Origin of the sequence: Streptomyces sp. NBC_00433 (genome assembly GCA_036015235.1) — a bacterium.
Lineage (GTDB): Bacteria > Actinomycetota > Actinomycetes > Streptomycetales > Streptomycetaceae > Actinacidiphila.
The window spans coordinates 1,137,727-1,157,720 of record CP107926.1 but is presented as its reverse complement, the minus strand read 5'-3'; the positions used below and the strand labels follow the sequence as shown (position 1 = coordinate 1,157,720).

Below are 19,994 nucleotides of genomic sequence, written 5' to 3'. Positions count from 1 at the left end.
TCGCCTCTCGCCCTCAGGCCTTCTCCCGCTTCCCGCGACGGGCCACCACCGTCGCGGCGCCGATGGCGGCCGCGACCGGCCACTCCACGGCGCCGACGAGCGCGAGCGCGCCGAGGCCGCCGTAGAAGGCGAGGCGCTCGGGTGAGGGGAGGCTCATGTCAGGGAGGATCGACTCGCCGGCGGCGCGTACGTTCGCGGACAGGTCGCCCGGCGTCACGTAGGGCAGCGGGATCGAGGCGTGCGCCTTGTGCATGTGGAGGCCCTGGGCCGCCGAGCGGCCCTCTGCCGTGTCGGAGGTCCGGCGGCTCGTGCCGGGCGTGGACTTCTCGGGGCCGGAAGCACGCGGTGCCGTCTTGTGCGATGCCCGCGACGCCTTGCTCGACGCCTTCCGCTTCTGGCCTGCGCTCGTGGTGTTCGCCATATGTCTCGTCTCCTTCGCCCCCGTCTTGGTCCCTACCACGGCTATATGTGTATAAACGGGATCAGATGGTAATTGTCGCCGTCGCGCCGGGGTACCTCTTCACCTCTGGGCCAACTGCGGACGGTGACGGTGAGGATCGTTGGGGTCGGGCTGCTGACCGGGGTCGTGGAGGCGACCGTCGCCACCGCGACCGCCTGCCTGGTCACGGCCCACTCCCTGGTCACCGGCGGGACCACGGCTGCCCGCGTGCCGTCGGCCGACGGCAAGGCCCGGGTGAGGGTGTCCCAGGGCGGCCGCCGGCACCTGGCCGTCCGCGGGCTGCGGGGGCCGAGAGCAGGCCGGATCGCCCGGGAGATCGAGCGGGGGCTGGCCGCGCACCCGGCGGTCGAGTGGGCGGCCGTCAACGCGGCGCTGGAAGCGGTGGTCGTCTCCACCGGGGGACCGGAGGAGGACGAGGCCCTCCTCGACGACCTCCTGCAGCTCATCGAGGAGATCGAGCGGGCCCACGGAGCCGACGGCGAGCCGCTCCCCACCTCCCACCCGGCCGGGCCCCGACCGGCGGGCAAGGCCGCTGTGTCCGTTGCCCTCCATGCCGCCGCGCTGCCCGTCGCCGCGCTCGTCCGGTACGCACGGCTGCCGCCCGTGCCGCCCGAGGTGGCGGCGGTGATCCCGGAGATCGACTTCGAGCCCCGGCTGCGCCGGCTGGTGGAGTCGGTCGCCGGCCCCGACAACGCCGGACTCGTGCTCTCCGTGCTGAGCGCCGTACTCCAGGCGGGCGCCGGCGGAGTCCTCGGGCTGACCGTCGACGCCGTCCGGCACGGCATGCGGGCCGCCGAACTCAACGCCGCCCGCACCGCCTGGCACCACGCGGAACCCGGTCTGACCGGCGCCCGGGAGCAGGCCGCGGCCGGGCTGCCGCCCGAGCTCCCGGCGCGCGAGACCCCGCTGGCGAAAGGGCCGGTCGAACGTTACGCGGACCGCGCCGCCTACGTGGCAGGCGCCGCCTTCGCCGGCGTCCTCGCGATCGGCCGCCGCCCCCGGGCCGCCGCGGCGGCCGCGCTCTCCGCGATTCCCAAAGCCCCGGTGGTGGCGCGTGAGGGCTTCGCCTGCGTCGTCAGCGGCGCCCTGAGCAGGCGCGGCACCCCCGTGCACGACACCCGGGCACTGCGCCGGCTCGACCGCATCGGCACCCTGCTGCTGGACACGGCGTCGCTGGGGGACGCCGGCCACCGGCTGGCGGACCTCGTCCCACTGGACCAGGACGCCGCCGCCGGGCCCCTCACCGCGACCGCCCACCGGCTTTTCGACCCGCACGACCCGTGCCTGGTCGCCGAGGACGACGGCTGGCGGCTCGGTCCGCTCGACCGGCTGCCGGTGAGCGGCCGCACCGGGAAGCGGGCCGCCGCTGGTCTCGCCCGGGACGGCGCCCTGCTGCTCGCCCTGGCACAGGGGGACCGGCTGATGGCCGTCGTCCAGGCGTTGCGGGAGGAGCCCGAGGCCGCCAGGCTGCTGGTGCGGGCCGCCCGCCGCTCCCGGCTGAGGATCGTGGCCACCGGTCCCGGAGCCGCCGTCCTCGTACCGGACGCCGACGAGTTCGCCCCGGCGGATGAGGCCGCCGCCGCGACGACTCGCCGCCTCCAGGCCGACGGGCGCGGTGTCCTGGTGGTCTCCGGCGACCGCACCGCCCTCGCCTGCGCCGACCTCGGCGTCGGCGTCGCCGGCGCGGACGGCGTGCCGGCCTGGGGAGCGGATGTGCACGTCGGGTCCGCACGCGAGGCGCTGCTGCTCGCCGACGCCTGCGGGCCGGCCAGGACCGTCTCCCGGCGCGGCGTCAGGCTGGCGCAGGCCGCCGCCGGGATCGGCGCCACCACCGCGCTGACCGGCACGGCTCGGCGCCCCGCCGTCCGGAGCATGGCGGCCGTCAACTGGGCCGCCGGGCTCGGCATCGCCTACGGCGCCTGGGCCGCCGTCGAATTCCTCCGCCGCCCGCAGGACGTCCTGCCCGCCAGGGAGCCCTGGCACGCGATGCCCCCGCAGACCGTCCTGAAGCGCACCGGCGGCAGCGCCGGCGGGCTGACCGGGGAGGAGGCCGCCCGCAGGGCCGCGCCCGGAAGCGGAGGGCCCCGGCAGCCCTCGCTGCCGCGGTCCGTGGCCGCCGAACTGGCCAATCCGCTCACCCCCATCCTGCTCGGCGGCGCCGTGCTGTCTGCGGCGGTCGGCGGCGCCACGGACGCCGCCCTCGTCGTCGGCGTGACCGTGCTGTCCGGTGTCATCGGCGGTGTCCAGCGCCACCTCACCGAGCGCGAGGTGCACCGCCTGCACGAGCGGTCAGAGACCCCGGCCGTCGTCGTGCGCGACGGGTCGGATCACACGGTGGGGGCGGGGGAGCTCGTCGTCGGCGACATCGTCCGCCTCTCCGGCGGCGACATCGTGCCAGCCGACTGCCGCCTGCTCGACGGCGGCGGCGTCGAACTGGACGAGTCCGCCCTCACCGGCGAGTCGATGCCGGTCGTCAAAGGTGTCGACCCGGTCCTCGCGGCGGACGTCGCGAACCGCACCTCCATGCTCTACGAGGGCACCACGGTGGCCACCGGCCGCTGCACCGCCGTCGTCGTGGCCACCGGCGCCGACACCGAGACGGGGCGCGCGGCGCCGGCCGCGGGCAAGGCGGCCGCCACGGTGGGTGTCGAGCGGCGCCTCGCCGCCATCACCCGCACCACGCTCCCGCTCGCCCTCGGATCGGCGGGCGCCGTCGTCGCCGCCGGCCGGCTGCGGGGCCGCCCGTTGCGGGAGAGCGTCAGCGCGGGAGTCGCCCTGGCGGTCGCCAGCGTTCCCGAAGGCCTCCCCTTCCTGGTCTCCGCCGCCCAGCTGGCCGCCTCACGGCGGCTCGCCGCACAGGGCGTGCTCGTACGCGATCCCCGCACCATCGAGGCGGCCGGCCGTGCCGACGTGCTGTGCTTCGACAAGACCGGCACCCTCACCCACGGCCGGATCGAACTCGCCGGCGTGGAGGCCGACGGTGTCCGGCGCCCGGTGGAGAGCCTGCCGGACGACCACCGGGCGGTCCTCGCCGCCGCGCTGCGGGCCACCCCGCGGGCCCGCGCCGGCCGCCCGCTGGAGCACTTCACCGACCGTGCCGTCACCGAGGGCGCGCAGCGCGCGGCCGTCCGCACCTCCGCCGGGGCCCCCGGGTGGCGGAGCGGCGCCAACCTGCCCTTCGAGTCCAACCGCGGCTATCACGCCACCCGTGGCCGCGGCGGCCGGACCCGGGTGCTGTCGGTCAAGGGGGCGCCGGAGGAGGTCGTCGGGCGCTGCGCCACCGACCGCGGCCGGCCTCTCGACACCGAACGGCTGCTGGCCCGCGCCGACCGGCTGGCGGCAGCCGGCCACCGCGTCCTGGCCGTCGCGGAACACCGCGACGCACCCGGCGGCACACTCGACGACGACGCCGTGGCCGGCCTGGACTTCCTCGGCTTCCTCCTGCTCGCCGACCAGGTCCGCAGTGGCGCGGCCCGCTCGGTGCGCCGGCTGTCCGAGGCCGGCGTCCACATCGTGATGATCACCGGCGACCACCCGCAGACCGCTCAGGCCATCGCCCGCGAGCTGGAGGTGCTCGACGGCCGCCGCGTGGTCACCGGAGCCGAACTCGACCGGCTCGACGACGACGCCCTCGACGAACTCCTGCCCGCCGTCGGCGTCGTGGCGCGCGGCACCCCCACCCACAAGGTCCGCGTCGTCCAGAGCTTCCAGCGGCTGGGCCGGACCGTGGCCATGGCCGGCGACGGCACCAACGACGCGCCCGCGATCCGCCTCGCCCACGTGGGTATCGCGCTCGGTGAGCGCAGCACACCCGCCGCCCGCGCGGCCGCCGACCTGGTCGTCACCGACGACCGGCTGGAGACGATCCTGGCCGCCCTCATCGAGGGCCGGGCCATGTGGGCCTCGGTACGCCAGGCCCTCGCCATCCTCGTCGGCGGGAACCTGGGCGAGATCGCCTTCACCGTGCTCGGCTCCGCGCTCACCGGCGATTCGCCGCTGACAGTACGCCAGCTCCTGCTGGTGAACCTCTTCACCGACCTCGCCCCCGCGATCGCCATCGCCCTGCGCCGGCCGCAGGCGGACACGGTCGAACAGCTCCTGAAGGAGGGCCCCGACGCCTCCCTCGGCGCCGCGCTCAACGACGAGATCACCGTACGGGCGGCCGCCACCGCCGCCGGTGCGGCCGCCGCCTGGATCACCGGGTGCCTCACCGGCCGCCCGGCCAGGGCCCGCACGATCGCGCTGGCCGCGCTGGTCGGCACCCAGCTGGGCCAGACGCTCCTGGTCGGCGGCCGGAGTCCGGCGGTCCTGTGCTCCGTGCTCAGCTCCGCAATCGCACTGGCCGCCGTCATCCAGACCCCGGGCGTCAGCCAGTTCTTCGGCTGCGTACCCCTCGGGCCGGTCGCCTGGAGCACGGCGCTTGGCTGCGCCGCCCTCGCCACGGCGGGATCACCGCTGCTCACCCCGTTCGCCGGTGAGCTGCGCCGCGCGCTGGGGCCGGTGATGGCAGGGGTGACCGAGGCGTGGGGCACCGTGAAGAACGCCGCGAACAGCATGATGGCCGCCTCCGCCTCCGCCTCCGCCTCCGCCGCGGGCGCGTGACGCCGGGTGCCGGGGACCGCCCTTTTGAGACGTGCCCTGGGCGCTCCTGCCATGGGCCGCCGCGGTGCGGGCCGGCCGCGTGATGTGAATCCAGGGACACCTTTGGGAACACGTCAAAGGAGGAGAAATGCCCACGAAAGGTCGTCGCCATGCCCGCAGGGTTCGTAGACCTGGCTTTGAGCCATACCGTTCAGGACGACATCATCTGGTACTCGATCATCTTCGTGGTCTTCGTCGCGGGAGTGATTTTCGCCATCCGGAGCAACTGATCGCGCGGGGGTCGCGCCCGGAAGGGTGAACCTTCCGCACATTTCCCCCAGCGGCAGGTGCGCGGCCGCGCTCAGCGCGCGGCAGCGCCGGCGTCGGGTTCTGGCGGCTCGGGTGCGATGAGGTCGAGAAGCCTTTCCGTGCCGCCCTGGGCGAGGGCGGCCCGCTGCCTCGCCGCTCCTGTCCCGTTGTCGATCAGCTGCTGCACCCCGGCTGTCACCCGGTCGGTGTCGCCGAGCTCCTTGAGCGCGGGCGCGAGGCGTTCCAGCAGCGAGCCGACCACGTCGGCCGCCGGCGAGGGTGTGCCGGTGCGCGGGTCGACCAGGTCGCCGGTCAGGCCGTGCCGTGCGGCATGCCAGCCCGCCGCCTGCATGACGCTGGCCGGCGGGTCCAGCGGGCGGTCTCCGCGGCTGCCCTCGTGCAGCGCGGTCGACACCAGGGCGCGGGCGATCCCGGCGATGGTGACGGCGCTGTCGACGTCCACCTGCACGTCAGGCGCCCGGACCTCCAGCGTCGGGTAGTCGTCGGACAGCCGGGCGTGCCAGTAGAGCTGGTGCCGGTCGGCGATCACGCCGGTGCCCAGCAGGGCGGCCACCCGCTCCTCGTAATGAGCCGCGCCGGAGAAGAACGGGGGCGGGCCGCTGACCGGCCAGCGGCCGAAGACCACGGTGCGCCAGCTGGCGAACCCGGTGTCACGCCCGTCCCAGAAGGGCGAGTTGGCGCCCAGGGCCACCAGCACCGGCAGCCACGGGCGCAGCCGGCCGAGCGCGGCGGCGCCCGCCTCGCGATCGGGCACGGCGACGTGGATGTGCATGCCGCAGATCAGCTGCTCGTCGACCAGCCGCGCGGCGTCCTCGCGCATCTCCCGGTAGCGGCGGTCGTCGGTCACGGGCACGGCCGCCCCTCCCGCCAGGGGCGCCCCGCCGGTCGAGGCGAGCCGGCAGCTCGCGTCGAGTGCCGCCCCGGAAACCGACTCGCGGAAGCGGGCGAGGTGCGCGGCGACCTCGTCCAGGCCGGAGCACACCGGCGTGGCGACCTCCACCATGGCCTGCAGCAGTTCGCTGTCGACCTCTTCGCGGAGCATCGCGGGCTCGTACTGCACCGCCTCCTGGACCTCGCCGGCGCGCGGCACCGGCAGCCCGCTCGCACGGTCCAGCAGCAGGAACTCTTCCTCGACTCCGAGCGTCACGCCTGTCGTCATGGTCGACGGCTACCCCGATTCGGCCGGGGCAACGACTGGAACCCCGCCGCTCGCTCCGGTGGTCAGGACCGTCCGGGGCATGGTGTCGCCTGACGGGCGCCGCCCGCCTTCCGCTCACGCACCGCGGCGGCGGGACAGCCGGTCCGCCGCGCCACGGCGGTCCTGTGACTCGAACACCGCGTGATCACCACTCTTGCGGTGATCCGGGCGTTTCCACCTCGGTCTTCGGGGCATGTGAGCGAGGGATTCCGGGGAGGTTCGCATGGAGTTGTTCGATAACGAGACCGGTGGTCCACCGACGGAGCAGTTGCCCATCGCGGACTACAACCACCTCGCCGGCCGGACGGCCGAGAGCTATTTCCCCGGCCTCGGCACGGAGGAGCTGGCGGACCTCCTCCGATACGAGCGCGCGCACCGGAACCGCCTCCCGATCATCCGTTCCCTGACGGCCCGCCTGAGACTGCTGCGGGACCGCGAAGCCGCGGGGCCCGGCGCCGGCGGCTACGGGCCGCCGGCCTGAGCCGCGCAGATCGCTGCGGGCCGCGGCCGTTAGGGTCGCTCGCATGATGACCGCGATCGTTGTCGGCAGCGGGCCCAACGGGCTCGCCGCCGCTGTCGTCCTCGCCCGGTCGGGCGCCCGGGTCACCGTGCTGGAGGCGGCCGGCGAGATCGGCGGCGGTACGCGCTCGGGCGAGGCCGTCCTGCCGGGGCTGCTGCACGACCACTGCTCGGCCATCCACCCGATGGCCGTCGGATCGGCATTCCTGCAGGGCCTCGGGCTTGAGCGGTACGGGTTGGCCTGGCGTTGGCCGGAGATCGACTGCGTCCACCCGCTCGACGGCGGCGATGCCGGCGTGCTGCACCGCTCGGTCGAGGCGACCGCCGCCGGGCTCGGCAGGGACGGTGCCCGCTGGCGGCTGGCCTTCGCCGGGCCGGCGGCCCGCTTCGACATGCTGGCCGAGGACATCATGGGGCCGCTGCTGCGCCTGCCCCGGCACCCGCTCGCCCTCGCCCGGTTCGGCCTGCCGACGCTGCTGCCGGGCTCGGCCGTCGCGCGGCTGTTCACCACCGAGCGGGGCCGGGCGCTGTTCGGCGGGGTCGCCGCGCACGCCTTCCGGCCGCTGCACCACCCGCTCTCCTCCGCCATCGGCCTGGGCATCATCACCGCCGGGCACCGGCACGGCTGGCCCGTCGCCGCCGGCGGATCGCGGTCGATCTCCGCGGCGCTGGCCGCGGTCCTCGCCGAACACGGCGGCACGATCGAGACCGGCGTCGAGGTGCGGCACGCACGCGACCTGCCGCCCGCGGACGTCACGATCTTCGACCTCGCGCCGCGGGCCGTCGCCGCGATCGTCGGCGACCGGCTGCCGTCCCGTGTCGCCCGCGCCTACCGGCGCTTCCGGCACGCCCCTGGAGCCTTCAAGGTCGACTTCGCGGTCGAGGGCGGCGTGCCGTGGACGAACCCGGACGCCCACCGGGCCGGCACGCTCCACCTCGGCGGCACCTACGCCGAGATCGCCGCCACGGAGCGGGACGTCCACGCGGGCCGCATGCCCGAGCGCCCTTTCGTCCTCGTCGGCCAGCAGTATCTCGCCGACCCGCAGCGCTCCGTCGGGGACATCCACCCCGTCTACAGCTACGCGCACGTACCCCACGGCTACACCGGCGACGCGACCCAGGCGGTGATCGGCCAGATCGAGCGGTTCGCCCCCGGATTCCGGGAGCGCGTCCTCGGACACGTATCGCGCTCCACCGCGGACATGCCCGCCTACAACGCCAACTACGTGGGCGGCGACATCGTCACCGGCGCCAAGGACGCACGCCAGCTCGTCCTCGGACCGCGGCCCACGCTCTCCCCTTACGACACCGGCATCCCCGGTATGTACCTCTGCTCGGCCGCGACACCGCCGGGACCGGGCGCGCACGGCATGTGCGGTGCCAACGCGGCCGAGGCGGCCCTGCGCCACTTCCGCCGCTCACACCCGGCATAGGCACGGCGCCCTCACAGCAGGCCCGGCCGGACCGAGGCCGCCGCGGCGCGGATCAGCAGGCCGGCCAGGGCCGTCCTGCTGCTGACGCCGAGCTTGGCGAAGACGCGGGACAGGTGCATCTCGACCGTCTTCTCGGCCAGGAAGAGCCGCTGGGCGATCTGGCGGTTGGTCAGTCCTTCGCTGACCAGGGACGCCACCTCCTTCTCCCGCTGGGTCAGCGACGGCCGGCCGGCGTCCGCGGCGCCCGCGGGGGCGGGGCCGGTGCGGCAGTCCAGGTCCCTGCGGGCCGCGAGCGCGCGGCGGGCCATCGGCCGGGCGCCGTAGGCCGCGCACGCGGTCTGCACCTCCCGCAGGCACGCCTCGGCCTCCTCCGCTTTCCCGCAGGCCGCCAGCAGGGTGCCGACGAGCATCCGGGCGCGGAGGGCGTCCATCACCGAGCCCGCGGACTCCAGCGCCTCCGCGGCGGACCTGGCCGTGTCCAGCGCGCCGGCCGGTGTGCGGGCCGCCCGTGCCTGCGCCTGGCCGAGGAGCGCGAGGCCGGTGCGGCCGGGCAGGCCGAGCCGGGCGGCGGCGCGCGCGCCCAGGTCGGCGGCGCGGCGGGCCTCCTGCGCGCGTCCCGCGGCCAGTTCTGCCCGCACCGCCAGTTCGCACCAGCTCACCCGCGACCACGGGTCGAAGGCCTCGAAGCCGGGGCCGCCACCGGTGCGTGCGAGGGTCAGGCAGCCTTCGGCGTCGCCCGACTCCAGCCGGTGCTCGGCCTGCATGTACCGCGAGAGCGAGTCGAAGAGCCCCTGGGCAGGACCGGGCCGCGGCTCGACCGGGCGCAGGCCCGCGCCCGGCGGGGCCGCGGGGTCGCCGGTCCACAGGCCGGCCCAGCGGTTCAGTACGCGGGCGGCGGCCCGCTCCTCGCCGCCGCCGGACGCCTGGGCGAGGTCGACGCCCTCCTCGGCGCAGCTCCTGGCCTCGTGCAGCCGGCCCAGGGAGTGCAGCAGCAGGGTGCGGGCGACGAAGACGTTCGGCAGGAGCGCGGCCTGCCCGCCGTACCTGGCGCAGGCCAGCGCGCGGTCGACGTGGCGCAGCGCCTCGGCGGGGCGTTCCAGCAGCAGTTCGCTCCAGCCGACCCACGCCCCGGCGTCCTGGCGCAGGGTGAATTCCGCGTCCAGCATCCGGTCCAGCAGCTCAGCGGCCCGGTCCGCCTCGCGCGCCGCGGCCTTGCGGTCCGCGGCGAGGCAGGCGGCGGACGCGGCGATGCCGAGGGCCATGGCCTGGAAGGGGGCCGCCGACGGGTGGCTGCGGGCGGTCGCCAGCGCCCGGTAGGCCCACTCGCGGCTCGCCGTGCTCTGGCCCGCCGCGAACTCGCCCTGCGCCCGCTCCAGTTCGAGCGTGGCACGCTCCAGACCCGGTGCGCCCCTGAGCGCCGCGATCTCGCGGTCGAGCAGCTCCCCGGCCTCCACCGGCCGGCCGAGCTGGCGGTCCAGGCGCGCGCACAGCGCGGCGGCCTCGGCCCGGGGGGCCGACGGCCGGCCGGGGAAGCCGGCCAGCGCCTCGTGCAGCACCTTCCGGCTGGCCTGGAGGTGGCCGGAGGCGCCAAGCGCCGTGCCCAGCATGACCATCAGCTCCAGCCGGCGCGCGGTGTGCTCGCCGGCGGCCGGTATGACGCGCAGGGCGGTGCGCAGCCACTGCGCCGCGGTGGCCGGCGCCTGGACGCGTACCGCCTGCGCCGCCTCGGCCAGCACCTCGGCGGCGTCGAGGTCGCCGACCGCCGCGGTGCACTGGACGTGGTAGGCGCGGGCGGCGGCCGGCAGGCCGGCGCGGCGCAGGGCCACCGCGGCGCGGGCGTGGGCGCCGAGCCGCCAGCCGGGGCTGGTGCTGTCGTAGACGACGCGGCGCACCAGGGCGTGCCGGAAGGAGAAGTCGAGGGGGCCCGCGGTGGGCCTGATGATGTCCTGGGCGGCCAGCTCGTCGATCGCGCCGAGGGCGACGGCCTCGTCGAGCGAGGCGATCTCGGCGGCGAGCGGCACGTCGAAGGACTCCCCGGCGACCGCGGCGGCCCTGGCCAGCAGCGCGCCGCGCGGGCTGAGCGCGTCGAGTTCCGCCAGCAGCGCGGCCTCCACCGCGGGCGGCAGCTCCCCGGCGTCGCCCGGCGTGAGGGAGGGGTCGGCCGGCAGGCTCTGGGGCATGCACGCGTGCAGGGCTTTGAGGTAGAGCGGGTTGCCCCTGCTCTCCTGGTAGAGCGCGCGGTGCCAGGGCGTGCTCGTGCGCTCGCCGAGCAGGGCGGCCATGTCGCGGTCGCTGAGCGGTCCGAGCTGGAGGCGCTCGTGGTCCCACGCGGTACCGGCGAGCGCCGCGCGCAGCCGGACCGGGGTCTGCCGGTGGCGGTGGGCCAGGACCAGCAGGACGGGGGTGTCGATGGGCCGGCGCAGCAGTTGGGCGATGAGTTCCACGGACTCCTCGTCCGCCCGGTGCATGTCGTCGAGCGCCAGGACCAGCGCCGGGACGGCCAGCGCGTGCAGCGACTGGCGCACCGCCCGGTAGAAGCCGTGCAGTCCCAGCGGCAGCGGCGCCGGGTGGGTGCCCGCGGCCGGCACCAGGGGCGCGAGCGAGGGGAAGACCGAGCCGAGCGATCTGAGCGTCTCATGGGTGGGCCGTGCGGCGCCGCCGGCCGCGAGGTCGGCGAGGCCGTCGTCCAGCGCGTCCACGAACGGGCCGAAGGGGATACGGCGTTCGGGTTCGGGGGCGCGGCCGGTGAGTGCCGGGAGGCCGCGCGCGGCGGCGGCCTGCTCCAGCTTGCCGAGTAATCGCGTCTTGCCGATGCCCGGTTCGCCGATGATCTCCAGGACCCGGCTGCCGCGGCTGTCCTCCAGCCCGGCCAGGACGACCTCCAGCGTCCGTAACTCGCTGCGCCTCCCCACGAAGGGCTCACCGGCGCCCGTGCGAGCGCCCGGCGTGTTCGTTGCGCCATCCCCTGGATGCCTGGTCAGCGGCTTCACAGTCAAGACCTTTCGAGTGCTTCTCATGGTTGCCCGCGGTACCGCGTCGAACCGAGCGTTGCGCTGTTATTGGTCTGCACCTTTGACGTAGTGGGATCGTGGCACGAATCCGGCTCTTTGTCCCAGCAGTGGCGTCGGACGGCCGGCGTCAGCGTCCGCCCGCCGCTTCCCGCGCGGGCGCTCCGGGCCGCTCGGCGGCCGCCAGGGCGTCCTTGACCCGCTGCTCCCAGGCGGGTTTGGCGTAGACGGTGCCGCCGATGAAGACCACGTCCAACTGGGAGGACGAGAAGGTGGCGTACGCCTCGGCGCCGTCGCGCGCGGTGGGCTGGCCCTTGACGTTGAGCGAGGTGTTCATCAGCACCGGCACACCGGTCAGCCGCTCGAAGCCGTCCAGGATCCGCCACAGCCCCGGCACCTCGTCGACGTGCACGCTCTGCACGCGGGCGCTGCCGTCGTCGTGGACCACGGCCGGGATCAGGTCCCTGCACTCGGGGCGTACGGGGACGGTGACCGTCATGTGGCGCAGCTGCGCGGCGGCGGGGACGTCGAACCACGCGGTCAGCGACTCGGACTTGACCGCCGGCGCCAGCGGGCGGAAGCCCTCGCGGAATTTCACCGCCGCGTTGACCCGGTCGCGCGTCCCGCGCTCGCGCGGGTCGGCCAGGATGCTGCGGTTGCCCAGCGCCCGCGGCCCGAACTCCAGCCGCCCCTGGGCCCAGCCGAGGACGCAGCCCTCGGCGAGCAGCGCGGCGGCGGCCTCCTCGGCGACCCCGGGCGCGGCCGGAGCGTGCCAGTAAGGCGTCGCGGACGGCGGCGGGGTCTCGTCGACGTCCGGGCCGAGGAAGGTCATCGGCGGGCAGCGGACCGCCGCGGGGTCGGCGGCGAAGGCCAGGGCCGCGCCGACCGCGGTGCCCTCGTCGCCGGCGGCCGGCTGCACGTACACCTCCTGGACCAGCCCTGACGCGCACAGCCTGCCGACCGCCACGCAGTTGAGCGCGACGCCGCCGGCCAGCGCCACGCGCGCCACCCCGGTCTGCCGCACCCAGTGGCCGACCACGTGCAGGAAGGCCTCCTCGACGCGCTCCTGGACCGCCGCGGCGAAGTCCGTCTGCAACGGCGTCGGCGGCCGCCCCGGCTCCTGCGCCGGGCACCCGTAGTCCACCAGCCGCTGCCGCGACCCGGAGAAGGTCTCGCGGGCGCGGGGGTCGTGGTTCAGGCCGAGCAGCGGGACCGAGAAGCGCCCGTCGGCCTCCAGGACGACGGCCTCGCGCAGCGCGGCGCGGAAGCGGGCGGGGTCGCCGGACGCGGCCAGGGCCATCACCTTGTACTCGTCGCTGTTGGGCCAGAACCCCAGGTGCAGGGTGGTCAGCCCGTAGAGCAGGCCGAGGCTGCTGCGGAAGTCCAGCGCGGCCAGCCGCCGCAGCTCGCCGTCCTTCCAGTGGTGGACGGTGACGGCGTGCAGCTCGCCCATCCCGTCCAGGACGACCACGAGCGCCTCGCCGAAACCGGACGGGACAGCGGCGCTGAGCGCGTGCGCCCGGTGGTGGTTGACCGGCCGGACCTCCAGCCGCCCGGCGGCGGCCGGGTAGTTCTCGTGCAGCAGCCGGATCTGGTTGGCGGGGTCGTAGACCGAGGAATAGCGCAGCCGGGAGTAGGCGTCCGCCTGCGAGAAGGCCGCCACGCGCCCGTAGTCGAAGTTGTGGGCGACGACCTCCACGTCGGCCATGCCGAGCCCCGCGGAGCGCAGGCAGTAGTCGATGGCCTCGCGCGGGAAGCGGTGGTCGAACTTCGAGCCGGAGAAACGCTCCTGCTGCACGGCGGCGACCAGTTCGCCGTCGACCAGCAGCGCGGCGGCCGAGTCCAGGCCCTGGAAGAGCCGGCTCTCCGGTGTGCTCAGGCCGGGGAATTCGCGCGTCTTGCATTCCTGCGACCCGTCGAGGCCGCTGTAGCCCAGGACGACTCGGGGCGTGCCGGTGGCGGTCATGAGGACTCCTGCGAGGTGGCGGTGACGGCGGGCATGGCGGACGTGGCCGCTGCGGGGGAGCCGGCGCGGGACGGGGACGGCCGGCAGGCGTCGAAGGGGACGGCGGACACGGGCGGGCCCGCCGGCAGCGCGGCGCCGATCGCGGCGGCCAGCAGCGGGGCGGCACCGGCCGCCGGGCGCGGATCGCCCGCGTGCCCCCGCCAGCCGGCGGCCACCGCCGCGACGAGGTCGTCCTTGTGGCTGAGGGAGACGGCGAAGGCGTCGAGGCCCAGGTCCGCCGCCGCGCGGGCCGCGCTCCCGCCGAGCGTCACGGCGGGCGCCCCCTCCGGGCGGCGCAGCACCGCGATGTCCCGGGGGGCGACGCCCTGGAACAGGCCGCGCCCGAGCACCTTGAGCAGCGCCTCCTTCGCGGCGAACCGCCCGGCCAGGTATTCGCGCCGCCGCGCCGGGCCGAGCGCCGCGGCCTCCGCCAGCTCACCGGGCGCGTAGACGTGGGCGGTGAACCAGCCCCGGCCCATGACGCGGTCCAGCTCGCCGGCCCGCAGCAGGTCCACGCCGAGCCGCAGCCCCGGGGCGCGGGGCGGTACGCCGGACAGGGCCGGGCCGGTCATCCCGGGCTCCTTCCGCCGGCGCCCGCCGGGACGCCGGCCGGCGGCGCGTACGGCCCGGCCGGGACCGCGCCGCCGCCCAGCAGGTCGCCCTTGACCAGGCCGTGGAAGACCGACAGGCGGTGCACCGCGCCGGTGCCCTCCATGTACTCGAAGGCCCGCACGTCCCGGTAGGCCTTCTCCAGCCACGGGTGCTCGATCAGCGAGGCCGGCCCCAGCAGTTCGGCGGCCAGCAGCGTCGTCTCCTCCGCGAGGGCGGCCGCCCTGGACTTCACCGCGCCGATCCTCGGGACGTCCACCACACCGCGGTCGATCTCGCCCGCGACGGTGTGCACGAGCCGGCGCAGCGCCGCCGCACGGTCGAGCACCCCGTCCAGGCGCGCGCGGGCCGAGGCGGGCATGGCGGGCCGCTGCGCCGCCGTGTAGTCGCACACCGCCTGGGTCACGCCGAGCGCCATTCCCGCGATGCCCGGCCGCCCGCGGTAGAGGACGTGCAGGGCGCCGTACAGGCCGCGCCGGCTCGGCGGGCGGTGCCGGCCGAGCACCTGCTCGGGCCGCACCCGCAGGCCGGTCAGCCGGATGTGGCTGATCCGGGCGCCGCGCAGGCCGACCATGGGCAGCAGTTCGGCCTCGAAGCCCGGCTGCGCGGTGTCGAGCAGGACCGCCTCGATGCCCCAGGGGCCCGGCGCGCGGCGGCAGAAGACCACGCCCGTCTGCGCTCTCGCGGCGGTGCCGACGTACCGCTTCTCACCGTCAAGCACCAGCTCGCCGTCGCCGCCGCCCGGGGTCAGCGTGGTCTCCAGCTCCATGGCGGCCGAGCCCTTGCGCGGCTCGGTGAGCCCGAAGAAGGTCCAGGTCGGGGCCGACGTGACGCGCTCGTAGTACGCGGTGCGCTGGGCGTCGTCCGCGAGGGCCTCCACGGCGAGTCCGGACAGCGAGGGGCCGGGGCAGGCCAGCAGCACCCCGGCGTCCCCGTAGGCCAGCCGCTCCGCGGTGACGGCCCAGCCGAGCGAGGAGGCGCTGGCCCGCACCGGCCCGGCCGGGTGGGCGCCGGTGTCGCGGTATTCGGGCGGCAGCGAGCCCTGCGCCTGGAAGCCGACGGCAGGCAGGTGCAGCAGCCCCGCGATGGCGTCGGGGTCGCGGTCGACCGCGGCCCCCGCCTCCCGCATCCCCGCGGACAGCTCGCGGCAGTGGCGGTCCAGGTCGCGCAGCGTCGGGTCGAGGTCGGTTCCGGCGAGCGGCGCCCCCGGGGGCGCGTAGGCCGTCGGATATGTCACCGCGGGCGGCGCGGCGAGGCCACCGAAGTCGGACATGTCATCCCTCCGTACCTGGGTGGGCGTAGACGTTCGCGGCGATCTCGGCCGCGTGCAGCTCACCGCCGGGGCCGTCGGCGAGGAAGCCGCTGGCCCCCAGCAGCCGCAGCAGCGTGCGGCCCGCCGCGACGAGCCGCAGGTGCGCGCGCCCGAGGGCGTCCCGGCCGGCCGGCGGGCCGCCCGCACGCTCCTCGATCAGGACCAGGGCCGCGTCGGCCAGGCCGGCCTGCACCAGCTGGCGCGACAGCAGGTCCGCGCCGCCCGACGTCCTGGCGCCCAGGTGGTCCAGGGCGTGCCGCACGGTGTGTTCGACCAGGTCGCAGTGCAGCGCGAGGAGACCGGCTCCGAAGGCCTCGCGGACCGGCGCGGGCACCGCCAGCTCCCCGGGCGTCGCAGGCCGGCAGGCGAGCCCGAAGCGGCCGGGCGACGCCCCGTCAGCGGCCGCCGCGGCCAGCAGCACCAGCCCGCCCCGTGAAGGCACGCGGCGGCCCGGCGGACCGCCCGCGTCCTCCCGCAGGGCGTGCGCGTGCAGCGCGTCGAGCCGCCGCGGGAAACCGAAGGGTGCGGCGGTGCCCGCCTGCGGAGCGGGTCGCGTGGGTGAGGCGGTCGGGTTCATCGGTGTGCACTCCTTGCCGGCGGTCGGGCGGTGTCCGGGGCGGCGCCCCGGTGGTGCAGGGCCAGGACGCTGCTGCGGCCGGTCCTCGGGTCGGTGTCGCACAGCACGAGGGCCCGGTGGCGCGCGGCCCAGTCCCGGTGGTGCCGGGCCACATCGAGCCAGACGCCGGTGCAGTACGAGCCGGGGCCGGCCCGGTGGCAGGGCAGGCCGGCGGCCGCCAGCTCCGCCGTGTCCGCCCCCGGTCCCGCCACCACCAGCACGTCCTGCTCCGGCACGCCGTCCGCCGCCGCGGCGAGGGCGCCGGCGAGCCGGCCCCCCGGCACGGCGGCCGGCGGCGGGGCCGGCTCGTAGCCGCCGTCCGGGCCGAAGAACAGCAGCGCCCCGGAGTCCGTCAACCGCCCCTGCGCCAGCAGCGGTTCCGCGTAAGGCAGTGTCGTCTGCTCCAGCACGAGCAGCGCGAGGCGTGCGCAGCGGCCGGACCGTGCGTAGGCCCGTGCCAGCCGCAGCGCGGTGTACGGCGCGCGCAGCCCCTGCTCGGAGACCGCGAAGCTGCGCGCCCCGCCGCCCAGCAGCCGGTTCACGTCCGCGCTGACGGTGGTGAGCGGGTGGTAGTCCGGCAGGGCGTAGGCCAGCACCAGCAGGTCGGGTCCCTGCGGCCACGGCGGCAGCCCCGACCGGCGTGCCGCGCCGACCAGGCGGTGTGCGAGGTCGGTGAAGGACACGCCGGTCCCGGCGCGGACCAGGTCCTCGCGCAGCGGCAGCCCGTGCGGGGCGATCAGGTCCTGGTGGTAGTCCAGCAGCTCCTGGTCGTAGCCGTACGGATTGCGGTGTCCGGCCACCAGCCAGACAGCCGACTCCAGCGCGAGCGCGGCGTGGGGCGGGGGCACGGTCAGCTTGCCCCGTCGAGGCTGCGCTCGACGAAGTCCGCGAGCGAGCCGACGGTGCGGAAGTCGTCCATGTCGAGGTTCTCCGGGTCGATCTCCAGGCCGACGGCGTCCTCGAGCACCATCAGCAGTTCCAGGACGGAGGTCGAGTCCAGGTGCAGGTCGTCGAAGAGCCTGAGGTCCTCGCTCAGCCCGGTCACCTCGTGCTTGAGCACCTCGGTGAGGCACTTCTCGATGACGGTGATGGTCTCGGAACGGTCCACGGGTGCACTCCTTGTGCGGCGTGACGGAGGTTGCGGCGGTCAGAGCGGTCAGTGCGGTCAGTGCGGTCGGAACGGTCGGTCTGGCGGGCAGTCGCGGCGGTCGTGCGGCGGGCGCTCCGGCCGCGTCACACGTCGACGAGGACCTGCCGGTCGAGCAGGTCGTCGACGGTGTCGCGACGGCGTACCAGGTGCGCGCGCCCGTCGAGGACGAGCACCTCGGCCGGATGGCCGTGGCTGAGGAACAGCACGGGGGACGCGCTCGGCCCGTAGGCGCCGGAGCGCTCCACGCCCAGCAGGTCGCCCGGCTCGACGTCGGGCAGCTCCACCTGCTTGCCGATGACGTCGTTGGGTGTGCACAGCGGCCCCGTGATCGTGTACGGCCGGCGGCCCGGCTCCTCGGGGCGGGTCAGCGAGCGGATCGGGAAGTTGCGCTTGACGAAGCTGCCGATGCCCACGGCGGCCATGTGGTGGTTGGTGCCGCCGTCGGCGACGACGAACCACTCGCCGCGCGACTGCTTCACATACCGGGCGCGTACGACGTACAGGCCGCACCAGCCGGCCAGGTAGCGGCCCAGCTCGGTGATCACGCGGCAGCCGGGGTGCTCGTCGAGGAAGGCGGCGACCTCGGCGTTGACCCCGTGGGCGGCCGCCGCCACGTCGAGGTCCTTCTCGTTGTCGAAGTACGCCACCCCCAGACCGCCCCCGATGTCCACGGTGTGCAGGGGGAAGCCCAGTTCGGCGGAGAGCCGCCCGGCCAGTGCGAGGATGCCGCGCGTGTTGGCGGCGACCGCGTCGGCGTCCAGGATGCGGGTGCCCATGTAGGCGTGGACGCCCTCGACCCGGACCCGCGACAGCGAGCGCAGCAGCGGTCCCGCGCCGTCCAGGATCTCCTCGTCGATGCCGAACTGCCGGGGCTTGCCGCCCATCGACAGCCGCGACCCCTTGTTGCTGAAGAGCGGGTTGACCCGCAGCAGGACCCGCACCCCCTCGGGCGGTGCCAGCGCGTCCAGGGCGCTGAGCTCGTCGAGCGACTCGCACACCACCGCGTGCACACCGGCGTCCAGGCAGGCCCGCAGCTCCTCGGCGGACTTGCCTGGCCCCAGGAAGATGACGTCCTGCGGCCGCGCGCCGGCCCGCAGGGCGGTCACGAGCTCCGCGAGCGAGGAGACCTCGATCCCGGCGCCCTCGGCCCGCAGCACCGCGCAGACGCTCACATTGGGGTTGGCCTTGGCCGAGTAGAAGATGTCGATCCGCGGGTCGAGCAGGTCCCGCAGCTCCCGGTAGGTGCCGCGCAGCCGGTCGCCGTCGTAGAGGTAGAGCGGGGTGCCGAACTGCTCGGCCAGCGCGCTGACCGGTATGCCCTGGACGGTGTGCTCGGACGGGTGCTGCTCGGTCACGACGGTTCTCCTCGGGAGGCGATTCGGGAAAGGGCCTTCTCGGCCGCGGCGTCCGCGGCTGCCAGCAGGTCCCGGTCCGGGGCGAAGAGCACCGCGTACAGCCGCCCGGTGAACGGCGCCCCGGCGCTCTCGCCGGCGAGTGCGTTGAGCGTCCCGAAACAGGTGATGACCAGCCGCGCGCCGCCGAGTGCCGGGTCGCCCTCGGGGCCGGCCAGCGGGCCGAGCGCGCCCAGCACCCGGTCGAGGGGGCAGGGGGCGTCCAGGGTGAGGGCGTAGTGCCGGGCGAGCGCGACATGGCCCGGGTGCAGTGCCCGTTCGGTGACGCCGCCCTGATAGGTCGACATGTTGAGCCGGGCGTTGATCTCCAGCATCGGGTAGAGGACGTCGTCGGCGCCGAGCACGGCGTCCACCCCCGCGATGCCGGTGAAGCCGTCGGCGTACAGCGCCTTGCCGATGGCCGCAGCCGCCTCGCGCAGCTCCGCCACCTGGCCCTCGCCCAGCCGCGAGGGCATCAGGTGGCCGCGGTGCACCCCGTTCTCGGTGAGCGCCTCCTTGACGAAGTCGAACTCCACCCGGCCGTCGCGGTCGATGGTGAGCTGGTAGTTGAGATCGCAGCGCTTAGGCAGCCACTCCTCGACGACCACCTCCAGGCGGTGGCTGCCGGTGCGCTCCGCCCGCCGGCCGACCATGCGCAGCAGCCGCTCCGCCTTCTCCGGGCTCTCCAGGACGACCAGCCCCTTGCCGGAGACGCCGTAGGCGTCCTTCACCACCACGGGACGGCCCTCGGCCATCGCCGGGTAGCGGCTGCGCAGGGCGTCGGCGAGCCGGCCGACCTGCTCGCAGCACTCGCCCGGCACCTCCCGCAGCCCGGCTTCCGCGGCGAGCCTGCGGCCGTAGATCTTGCTGTTCACCCGCTCGAAGGTGGCCGAGTCGGGGACCGCCAGCCGCAGTCCTGTGACCTCGGCGACCCGCTGCTCCAGCGGCGAGGTCCCCATCGGCATCAGCCAGGCGCCCTCGGCGGCCAGCCGGGTCAGCTCGGCCAGCGCGCGCGGCGAGTCCAGCACGGCCTGCGCCGTCGACGCGCTGCCCGCGGCCCGCTCCGGCACCAGGACCTCGGGCAGCGCCGCGCCCCCGCTCCGGGCGTGCGTGCGGAAGTCCTCGTCCAGCGGCGCGGACAGCAGCAGGACGTCGCGCGGTCCGGCGAGGGTCGCGCCCAGCTCCTCCATCCGCCGCACCAGGGCCGCCGACACCGGGAACCTGGGCGCGGGCAGGCCCGTGTGGCCGACCGCCCACTGCTCCTCGGCCTCGAAATTGCACAGGAACACCAGCCGCGCGTCGGCGTCCCCGGTGCTCGCGGCCTTGAGCCGCCGCAGATAGCGGCCGTCCTCGCGGGCCGCGCTTGATGAGCCTTCCACGTG

The 19,994-nt window shown here is 75.7% G+C and carries 14 protein-coding genes; 3 read left to right on the top strand and 11 right to left on the bottom strand.

Annotation, left to right across the window (positions count from 1 at the left end; all coding sequences use genetic code 11):
- Positions 1–13: 13 nt before the first annotated feature.
- Positions 14–421: a hypothetical protein gene (locus tag OG900_04480; GenBank protein WUH89482.1), complete on the bottom strand. Its 408-nt coding sequence runs from the start codon at positions 419–421 to the stop codon at positions 14–16.
- Positions 422–550: 129 nt separating this feature from the next.
- Here OG900_04480 and OG900_04475 point away from each other — a divergent pair, with 129 nt between their 5' ends.
- Complete coding sequence (locus OG900_04475; protein ID WUH89481.1) at positions 551–5,062, top strand: cation-translocating P-type ATPase; 4,512 nt, start codon at positions 551–553, stop codon at positions 5,060–5,062.
- Between the two features lie 340 nt (positions 5,063–5,402).
- Here OG900_04475 and OG900_04470 read toward each other — a convergent pair whose 3' ends face one another.
- The gene (locus OG900_04470; GenBank protein WUH89480.1) at positions 5,403–6,530 is read right to left on the bottom strand and encodes a glutamate--cysteine ligase; all 1,128 of its coding nucleotides are present in this window, start codon (positions 6,528–6,530) and stop codon (positions 5,403–5,405) included.
- Positions 6,531–6,792: 262 nt separating this feature from the next.
- Between OG900_04470 and OG900_04465 the strand changes: the two genes are divergently transcribed.
- Both OG900_04465 and OG900_04460 read left to right on the top strand, forming a co-directional pair.
- Positions 6,793–7,050, top strand: coding sequence for a hypothetical protein (locus tag OG900_04465; GenBank protein WUH89479.1), 258 nt, complete (start codon positions 6,793–6,795; stop codon positions 7,048–7,050).
- A 43-nt stretch (positions 7,051–7,093) separates the two neighbouring features.
- The gene (locus OG900_04460; protein ID WUH89478.1) at positions 7,094–8,521 is read left to right on the top strand and encodes an NAD(P)/FAD-dependent oxidoreductase; all 1,428 of its coding nucleotides are present in this window, start codon (positions 7,094–7,096) and stop codon (positions 8,519–8,521) included.
- Between the two features lie 11 nt (positions 8,522–8,532).
- Here the strand turns inward: OG900_04460 and OG900_04455 are convergent, their stop codons facing one another.
- The 9 genes from OG900_04455 to OG900_04415 all read right to left on the bottom strand — a co-directional run bounded on the left by OG900_04455 (position 8,533) and on the right by OG900_04415 (position 19,991).
- Positions 8,533–11,433 (bottom strand): AAA family ATPase, encoded by a 2,901-nt coding sequence (locus OG900_04455; protein ID WUH89477.1) that lies wholly within the window; start codon positions 11,431–11,433, stop codon positions 8,533–8,535.
- A 226-nt stretch (positions 11,434–11,659) separates the two neighbouring features.
- Positions 11,660–13,495 (bottom strand): hypothetical protein, encoded by a 1,836-nt coding sequence (locus OG900_04450; protein WUH89476.1) that lies wholly within the window; start codon positions 13,493–13,495, stop codon positions 11,660–11,662.
- The gene (locus tag OG900_04445) at positions 13,492–14,106 is read right to left on the bottom strand and encodes a 4'-phosphopantetheinyl transferase superfamily protein (GenBank protein ID WUH89475.1); all 615 of its coding nucleotides are present in this window, start codon (positions 14,104–14,106) and stop codon (positions 13,492–13,494) included. Before OG900_04445 ends, OG900_04450 begins: the two co-directional genes overlap by 4 nt.
- Positions 14,103–15,416 carry an acyl-CoA dehydrogenase gene (locus tag OG900_04440; GenBank protein WUH89474.1) on the bottom strand — a complete coding sequence of 438 codons (1,314 nt, stop codon included), beginning with the start codon at positions 15,414–15,416 and terminating at the stop codon, positions 14,103–14,105. Before OG900_04440 ends, OG900_04445 begins: the two co-directional genes overlap by 4 nt.
- A 1-nt stretch (position 15,417) precedes the next feature.
- Positions 15,418–16,032, bottom strand: a complete 615-nt coding sequence (locus OG900_04435) for a hypothetical protein (protein WUH89473.1) — start codon at positions 16,030–16,032, stop codon at positions 15,418–15,420.
- Positions 16,029–16,919, bottom strand: coding sequence for a hypothetical protein (locus tag OG900_04430; GenBank protein ID WUH89472.1), 891 nt, complete (start codon positions 16,917–16,919; stop codon positions 16,029–16,031). The genes OG900_04435 and OG900_04430 overlap by 4 nt, the downstream gene beginning before the upstream one ends.
- Before the next feature lie 2 nt (positions 16,920–16,921).
- Positions 16,922–17,179 (bottom strand): phosphopantetheine-binding protein, encoded by a 258-nt coding sequence (locus OG900_04425; GenBank protein WUH89471.1) that lies wholly within the window; start codon positions 17,177–17,179, stop codon positions 16,922–16,924.
- Between the two features lie 125 nt (positions 17,180–17,304).
- Entirely contained in the window at positions 17,305–18,576 is a 1,272-nt protein-coding gene (locus OG900_04420; GenBank protein ID WUH89470.1) for a type III PLP-dependent enzyme, read from the bottom strand.
- Positions 18,573–19,991: an ATP-grasp domain-containing protein gene (locus OG900_04415; GenBank protein WUH89469.1), complete on the bottom strand. Its 1,419-nt coding sequence runs from the start codon at positions 19,989–19,991 to the stop codon at positions 18,573–18,575. Before OG900_04415 ends, OG900_04420 begins: the two co-directional genes overlap by 4 nt.
- Positions 19,992–19,994: the final 3 nt, after the last annotated feature.